Here is a 7,023-nt window from a genome sequence, read left to right as displayed (position 1 = left end):
TCATCAGGCTATACAGAGTTTCACATGTCTCGYCTACGTGAAGTTCTTTGGGATTATCCGGATAACGCCCCTCTGGACCAATTGGGCGATAGTCATTGGATAAGTTTAATATCCGCCTGGTTTCATGCCACAGACTATGCCGCCATCAGACCGCTAATAAGCTCCGGCATTAGTTGCATCGCTGATGGTTGGTATTATAAATACTTAGCACGCTTTTTACTTAAAGATAAAAACTTAGCTGAAGAAGCTTTAACAACATTCTCAACAATTAGAAAACCGGACGCCATCATTTTCCTGGATGTTGACCCCGCACTCGCAGCACAAAGAAAGGGCGCTTTCCGCCTTAGTGAGAGCGGCGCCTATGATGGCGGCAATGAAGACCGCCTAAAAAGTTTCATTGCGTATCAAAATAGGGTTCGATCCAGCTATGAGCAATGTGGAATGGCAAATTGTGTGAGGATCGATACGACCGACCTCTGTGAGGAAGCTGTGCTTGATAGAGCGGTTAGTGCGGTACAGAGCGTACTCAACGAGATATAGGATTCGAGTGTGACAAACGTGTTAACTGACGCCTTTCTGTGGGAGCTCGCTCCCACAGGTCGTAACGTCAACCTTAACCCCCCTCTTCCACCCGATCCAGCCGCTCGCGCAAAAACTCGATAAACGCCTGTACCGGCCGCGAACTCTGGCGGTGCTGCGGATAGACCGCCGACAACCTCAGCGGCTCAGGCCGAAACGCGTCCAGCACCGGCACCAGCCTGCCGTCATTCAAGGCCGCACCGACGATAAACGTCGGCAAGTAAGTAATCCCCATCCCGGCAATCGCTGCGTCTTTGAGTAAATCACCGTTGTTGACCCGCATCCGGCCTGTGACATTGACGGTCAGCGGTTTGCCCTGCCCGTCGAATCGCCATTGCACCTGACGACTGTGGCCATACGGCAGGCAGTCATGGCTGTGCAGGTCTTCGGGTTTGAGCGGCGTGCCGCGCTCGGCCAGGTACGTCGGGCTGGCGCAATACACGCGCTGGATCGACGCGATGCACCGGGCGATCAGCGTCGAGTCTTCCAGAATGCCGATGCGCAAGGCCAGGTCGTAGCCTTCGCTGAGCAAGTCCACCGGGCGATCACTCAGGTCCACTTCCACGGTGACATCACGATATCGCTGCAAAAACACCGGCAGCAGGCTGCCCAAATGCGCCAGTGCAAACGACAAGGGTGCGCTGATGCGAATCGTGCCCCGTGGCTCGGTGGTCTGGCCGGCGATGCCCTGCTCCACTTGCTCGACTTCACCGAGCAGGCGCAAGGCCGATTCGTAATAACTTTGCCCCAGCGGCGTGACGTCCAGTCGCCGGGTCGAGCGATTGAGCAAGCGCACGCCCAAGCGCTCTTCGAGTTGCATCAGGCGCCGGCTGACGAATTGCTTGGACAGCCCCAATTGATCTGCCGCAGCCGTGAAGCTGCCGGAGTCCATGACCTGGCAAAAAATACGCATATCTTCGAACGGGTTCATTGTCACAGCCTGATTGACAGTCGAACACTTTATAGCCGCTTTCTGAATTATCGACACCCTCATTAATCTCGCGTCTGGCCCGTGTAGCCGCTGTCGAGGCTGCGTTTGGCTGCGAAGCAGTCGTGAAATCAAACAATGCGGTGTGTCAGACAAAACTCGCACTCAGGTTTTACGACTGCTCCGCAGCCGAACGCAGCCTCGCGCTGCTCGTCAGCTGCTACTAGGCAAAAAAATGCCCGCACATTGGCGGGCATTTTTCATTGGGGCAGAACTTACTTCGACGTCAGCACCGAGTAGCTGTTCATCAAATTGCGGTAGTTGGGAATGCGTGGCGACAGCAGGTTCGCCAGGCCTTCCATGTCGTTGCGCCAGTCGCCTTGCAGCTCGCAGGCCACCGAGAACCAGTTCACAAGTTGAGCTCCGGCCGCCGCCATGCGCGCCCACGCCGCTTGCTGCACGGTTTCGTTGAACGTGCCCGAGGCGTCGGTGACGACGAACACTTCAAACCCTTCGGCCAGCGCCGACAGTGTCGGGAAGGTCACGCAAACGTCAGTGACCACGCCCGCGATGATCAGTTGCTTGCGGCCCGTGGCTTTGACGGCTTTGACGAAATCTTCGTTGTCCCAGGCGTTGATCTGGCCTGGACGCGGGATGTACGGCGCGTCCGGGAACTGTTCTTTGAGCTCAGGCACCATCGGGCCGTTCGGGCCGTTTTCGAAACTGGTGGTGAGGATGGTCGGCAGTTTGAAGAACTTGGCCACGTCGCCCAGAGCCAACACGTTGTTCTTGAACTCGTTTGGCGAGAAATCCTGGACCAGCGAGATCAGGCCGGTCTGGTGGTCGACCAGCAGGACAACAGCGTCGTCTTTGTTCAGGCGCTTGTACGGAACGTTGCTCATGTGAAACTCCTCGGTGGATGTTTATCGCTCAAAGCGCCGGCCGCGGTGGCTGGCGCTTTTTTGGTAATCGTCAGAACGCAAAGCACGAGCAGCCAAAGGCGCCCCAAAAACCGGCGAAGTCGCTGACCGGCGCGTTCGACAAACGCGCCTTCTCATGACTGTGGGCATGCACGCCGCACGGCCCGCTGCAATGGTGAACCTGCGCTTGCATCGGCGACGTTGGCCGCCAGTGACCTGGCACCTTGACCACCGGCGACCAGTCCGGCAGCACCGGTACGCTGGCCGGGCCGAGTTTTTCGAAATCCCCGGCGGCGTACACCACCTTGCCGCCGACCACGGTCAACACCGACTCGATCCACTTGATCGCTTCTTCATCGACACTGAAAAAGTCCGCGCTCAGGGCCGCCACGTCCGCCAGCTGGCCGACCTYGATCATGCCTTTCTTGCCCTGCTCGGAAGAGAACCAGGCGCTGCCGTGGGTGAACAGTTCCAGCGCGGTCTGGCGCGACAGTCCTTCTGCGTGCAATTCCAGGCCGCCGACCGTGCGGCCGCTGACCATCCAGTACAGCGAAGTCCATGGGTTGTAGCTCGACACCCGCGTCGCATCGGTGCCGGCGCCGACCGGCACACCTTCGGCCAACATGCGCTTGATCGGCGGTGTCGCTTCGGCCGCTTTGGCGCCGTAGCGCTCGACAAAATATTCGCCCTGAAACGCCATCCGGTCCTGAATCGCAATACCACCGCCCAACGCCCTCACCCGCTCGATGTTCTGCGGGGTGATGGTTTCGGCATGGTCAAAAAACCATGGCAAACCATTGAACGGGATGTCGCGGTTGACCTTCTCGAACACGTCGAGCATGCGGCTGATCGATTCGTTGTAGGTGGCGTGCAACCGGAACGGCCAGCGCTGCTCGACGAGGTGGCGCACCACCGGCTCCAGCTCGGCTTCCATGGTCTGCGGCAGGTCCGGGCGCGGTTCGAGGAAGTCCTCGAAATCCGCCGCCGAAAACACCAGCATTTCCCCGGCGCCGTTGTGCCGCAGGTAATCGTCGCCCTGGTGCAGGGTCACGCTGCTGGTCCAGTTCTTGAAGTCGGTGAGTTCTTCTTTGGGCTTTTGGGTGAACAGGTTGTAGGCGATCCGGATGGTCAATTGCTGGTCTTTGGCCAACTGTTCGATCACCTGATAATCGTCCGGGTAATTCTGGAAACCGCCGCCGGCATCGATGGCACTGGTCAGGCCCAGACGGTTGAGTTCGCGCATGAACTGGCGAGTCGAGTTGACCTGATACTCCAGCGGCAACTTCGGTCCCTTGGCCAGCGTCGAGTACAAAATCATCGCATTGGGTCGAGCCACCAGCATGCCGGTCGGTTCGCCGTTGGCATCTCGCACAATCTCGCCACCCGGCGGGTTCGGCGTGTTGCGCGTGTACCCGGCCACGCGCAATGCGGCACGGTTGAGCAAGGCGCGGTCGTACAAGTGCAGCACAAACACCGGCGTATCCGGCGCGGCCTGATTGAGCTCTTCAAGGGTCGGCATGCGTTTTTCGGCGAACTGGAATTCGTTCCAGCCACCGACCACCCGCACCCACTGCGGCGTCGGCGTGCGGTCGGCCTGGTCCTTGAGCATGCGCAATGCATCGGCCAGCGACGGCACCCCTTCCCAACGCAGTTCGAGGTTGTAGTTCAAACCGCCACGAATCAGGTGCAGGTGCGAGTCGTTGAGGCCGGGAATGACGCAGCGACCTTTGAGGTCGATGACCTGCGTACCCGAGCCGCGCAGGGCCATGGCCTCGGCATCGGTACCGACCGCGACGAAACGACCGTCGCGGATCGCTACAGCACTGGCGCGCGGGTTTTCACGGTCAACGGTATGAAATTGGCCATTGAACAAAATCAGATCGGCGTTCATCGCGTTTCCTTGGGCTGAGTGGAAGGAGATAACCAGGGCGCGAACAGGCGCGTCGCCATCGGCATGAACAGGTACACCACCGACACGACGATGGTCAGCGTGATCAGGAACGTCGCGACCACGTAGTTGGAGAGGAACGCATTGAGCTGTAGTAGCGGCCCCCAGATCAGTGGCACCAGCAAGGTGTGCGGCAGAATGACCAACAGCGTCACCACGGCTTGCTTCCAGCGCGGCGGCGGTGGCGATGTGGTGACTGCCTGCGGCGCGAACCAGAATTCCTTGACCGGGTTGACCTCGGTCTGGTCGCCGTCGGCGAGCATCGGCGTGGCCTCCTGGACCAGTGCCAGCCGTTGCGGCGAGTCGAGCCAGCGCTGCATCGCGTCGGTGGTGCAAAAGCGTAATACGCAGGTGTACATGTCGAGCCCGGCACTTTTACCGCGCATCACATCCACGCCCAGGTGCCCTTCCTGTTGCCCGGCAATGTTCACGATGTTGCGCAGCCAGGCTTCATAGGGCACTTCAAATCCAGCCTTGACCCGGTGCTTGATGACCAGGGTCACGACTTCTTCGAAACGATTGGATTCAGGCATAACGCAACACTCCGGCGAATCGGACATTGAGCGCCAGCCGTCCCGGCCCGGCGATAAAAATGCTGGTGAACAGGATCAACAGCAGCCAGCCGAACTGCCCTTCTTCAACACTCCATTGCGGATGCACAATCAGCAGCGCCACCAGCAGCAACGTCAAAATCGGCAGGCACGCCAAACGCACCAACACCCCGGCAATGATCAGCAGCGGGCACAGCACCTCGGCGAAAATCGCCAGCATCAGCGTGAGGCTCACGCCCATGTGAAAAGGGTCTTCGATGACTTGCAGTTGAGCGCTGTAGTTAAGCAGCTTCGGCAAACCGTGCACCCACAGCAAAAACAAACTGCTGCTGATCCGCAAAAAAAGCAGGCCCCAATCCTCAGCCTGTTCATCCCACCGCGATGCGTTCATGGGCTACCTGCACAAATGAAAAACCACCGGCAGCGATGCGCCGGGACTTGATTCGATAGTGCCGGTGGGGGGACGCAAAAAATTGGATGTACGTGCTCTTTTTGTGGATCTGGAAGACCGCCATCGCGGGCAAGCCCGGCTCCCACAGGAACCTGCTTTGCCGGAAGGTTTCTTGCAGGCACAAAAAACGGCCTCTGGTGAGGCCGTTCTTTTGATCGTTTCCACGCTCTGCGTGGGAACGATCGGTACAGATACGTCGTTAGCCCTGCGGATCGAAATTATCCAACATCCGGTTCACCGCCAGTTCACCCAACATCACGGACTGTTGAATACCGAGCAGGGGGTGGCGTTGCGGGCTGCTCAGTTGCCCGGCGAAATCGCTCAGCATGACGCTGGCGGACGCCAATGACTCGCAGGCGTTGACCAGCAGGGTTTCGTTACCGGTTTCGGGATCGACGAGGTAAATCGTGCTGGGTTTGCGTGGCGTGTCTTTGGGGATGACGGGTTTGAGGTAGAAATCGAGGGCGCGGTCGGCGGCGGTATTTAGCTTTTTGGAGTCGGTGGTTTCGTAGGGGGAAACGTCGTCGGGTTCTGGCGGATTGGGTGTGATTTTGAACATGGTGAAGCTCCTTATACCTGATGGAGCCACCAGAACCTGTCGCTAAACAAGTAAGGGTGGCGGCTGTACGCAGGTTAGCGAACCGAGAGGTATAAGACCCGGCAGACCCGAGGGCCTCCCGCGCACAGCCACCATATCGAAACTACAGACATGCAATGCCTGCAATAAAGACGGAGCGTTGCTGCGCTTATACCTGATCAGGTCGCTAAACCCGATCGCTGATTGGCAGCGATGCGGAAACGATAGAGTTCAGGGTCAAAGCGCACAAGCCGGCGGATTCTGGCGCAGTCGTAGGCAACGGCGCAAGGTTCTGTGGCTTTCAGGAAGTAACGCTAAACACCATTAAACGGAGTGCTTGGATGAGTGCACATTCCCTGTCGGAGCGGGTCCATCTGCTAGAGGTTGGTCGGCTGCCAGGCCGCCATCGCGGAAAAGCCCGGCTCCTACAGGGAATGGGTACACCGGCAAGAGATCGGTCGGCTGGCAGGCCGCCATCGCTGGCAAGCCCGCTCCCACAAAAAGCAAAACACCCCACACCCGCTCTTGCCCCTCACCACTCACCAGGCCGAGCGTTAGCTCGCCTGCAGCTTTTGATCTTGATCCACCCGCCCCTTCGGGAGGCTGAGTGGAGGTGTTCATCCGGGGAGTGGCGCGTAGCGCCGTTCGACGCAGTCGAACACGCTGCATGTAGGTCGWAGCGAAGCMGACCGGAGGGCAGTGTCCCCGGAGGGATACCGGAGCGAAGGAACGCCGAGCCCCAGCGAGGGGCCGGACGCTCGGGGCGAGCCTTTTTTTGCTTACTTTTTTTTGGCGTTTGAAAAAAAAGTGAGTCGCCGTAAGGGGGTGTCAGAAATTTTGTGTTCGGGCATAACATGAGTAAGAGGTGCATGTATGCCAACCAAGAAGAAACCCGCGTTGCGAGAGCTGCCGAAAATCCCGAAAGAGCTGCTCGAGCAATTCACTGATGGACCGATGACAGCGGAAGCCATTGAGGACGCCTCTGCGGCGTTCAAGAAGGCTTTGATCGAGCGAGCCCTGAGTGCTGAGCTCGGCCACCACCTGGGCTATCCGCCGGGCGCGCAGCGCC

At 58.8% G+C, this 7,023-nt stretch carries 7 protein-coding genes and 1 pseudogene; 2 read left to right on the top strand and 6 right to left on the bottom strand.

Annotated elements, in window-relative coordinates:
- Positions 1–540, top strand: a 540-nt coding sequence (locus tag AC1D2P_RS30095; RefSeq protein ID WP_477811747.1) for a dTMP kinase, incomplete at its 5' end; no start/stop codon positions are given.
- 73 nt (positions 541–613) lie between these two features.
- On the opposite strand, the gene AC1D2P_RS30090 is transcribed toward AC1D2P_RS30095, so the two are convergent.
- The 6 genes from AC1D2P_RS30090 to AC1D2P_RS30065 form a co-directional block, all read right to left on the bottom strand.
- Positions 614–1,510 (bottom strand): LysR family transcriptional regulator, encoded by an 897-nt coding sequence (locus tag AC1D2P_RS30090; RefSeq protein ID WP_477757429.1) that lies wholly within the window; start codon positions 1,508–1,510, stop codon positions 614–616.
- Positions 1,511–1,782: 272 nt separating this feature from the next.
- Positions 1,783–2,409 (bottom strand): isochorismate family cysteine hydrolase YcaC, encoded by a 627-nt coding sequence (ycaC, locus tag AC1D2P_RS30085; protein WP_008032694.1) that lies wholly within the window; start codon positions 2,407–2,409, stop codon positions 1,783–1,785.
- 70 nt (positions 2,410–2,479) lie between these two features.
- Positions 2,480–4,318 (bottom strand): amidohydrolase, encoded by a 1,839-nt coding sequence (locus AC1D2P_RS30080; protein ID WP_477811746.1) that lies wholly within the window; start codon positions 4,316–4,318, stop codon positions 2,480–2,482.
- Positions 4,315–4,908 carry an antibiotic biosynthesis monooxygenase gene (locus AC1D2P_RS30075; protein ID WP_477757428.1) on the bottom strand — a complete coding sequence of 198 codons (594 nt, stop codon included), beginning with the start codon at positions 4,906–4,908 and terminating at the stop codon, positions 4,315–4,317. Before AC1D2P_RS30075 ends, AC1D2P_RS30080 begins: the two co-directional genes overlap by 4 nt.
- Positions 4,901–5,317: a DoxX family protein gene (locus AC1D2P_RS30070; protein ID WP_109787781.1), complete on the bottom strand. Its 417-nt coding sequence runs from the start codon at positions 5,315–5,317 to the stop codon at positions 4,901–4,903. The genes AC1D2P_RS30075 and AC1D2P_RS30070 overlap by 8 nt, the downstream gene beginning before the upstream one ends.
- A gap of 259 nt (positions 5,318–5,576) precedes the next feature.
- A complete protein-coding gene (locus AC1D2P_RS30065; protein WP_223524874.1) occupies positions 5,577–5,936 on the bottom strand; it encodes a DUF6124 family protein in 360 nt (119 codons plus the stop codon).
- 891 nt (positions 5,937–6,827) lie between these two features.
- On the opposite strand from AC1D2P_RS30065, the pseudogene AC1D2P_RS30060 reads away from it, so the two are divergent.
- Positions 6,828–7,023 (top strand): annotated as a pseudogene (locus AC1D2P_RS30060) (IS256 family transposase); the annotation flags it as partial.

The organism is Pseudomonas sp. P1_F1_2, assembly GCF_056405815.1.
This window is presented reverse-complemented; position numbering and strand designations above follow the sequence as displayed.

What these genes read in the sequence shown, in the direction of transcription:
- AC1D2P_RS30090 (WP_477757429.1), bottom strand. Translation starts at nt 1,510, where the DNA reads ATGAACCCGTTCGAAGATATGCGTATTTTTTGCCAGGTCATGGACTCC.
- ycaC (WP_008032694.1), bottom strand. Translation starts at nt 2,409, where the DNA reads ATGAGCAACGTTCCGTACAAGCGCCTGAACAAAGACGACGCTGTTGTC.
- AC1D2P_RS30075 (WP_477757428.1), bottom strand. Translation starts at nt 4,908, where the DNA reads ATGCCTGAATCCAATCGTTTCGAAGAAGTCGTGACCCTGGTCATCAAG.
- AC1D2P_RS30070 (WP_109787781.1), bottom strand. Translation starts at nt 5,317, where the DNA reads ATGAACGCATCGCGGTGGGATGAACAGGCTGAGGATTGGGGCCTGCTT.
- AC1D2P_RS30065 (WP_223524874.1), bottom strand. Translation starts at nt 5,936, where the DNA reads ATGTTCAAAATCACACCCAATCCGCCAGAACCCGACGACGTTTCCCCC.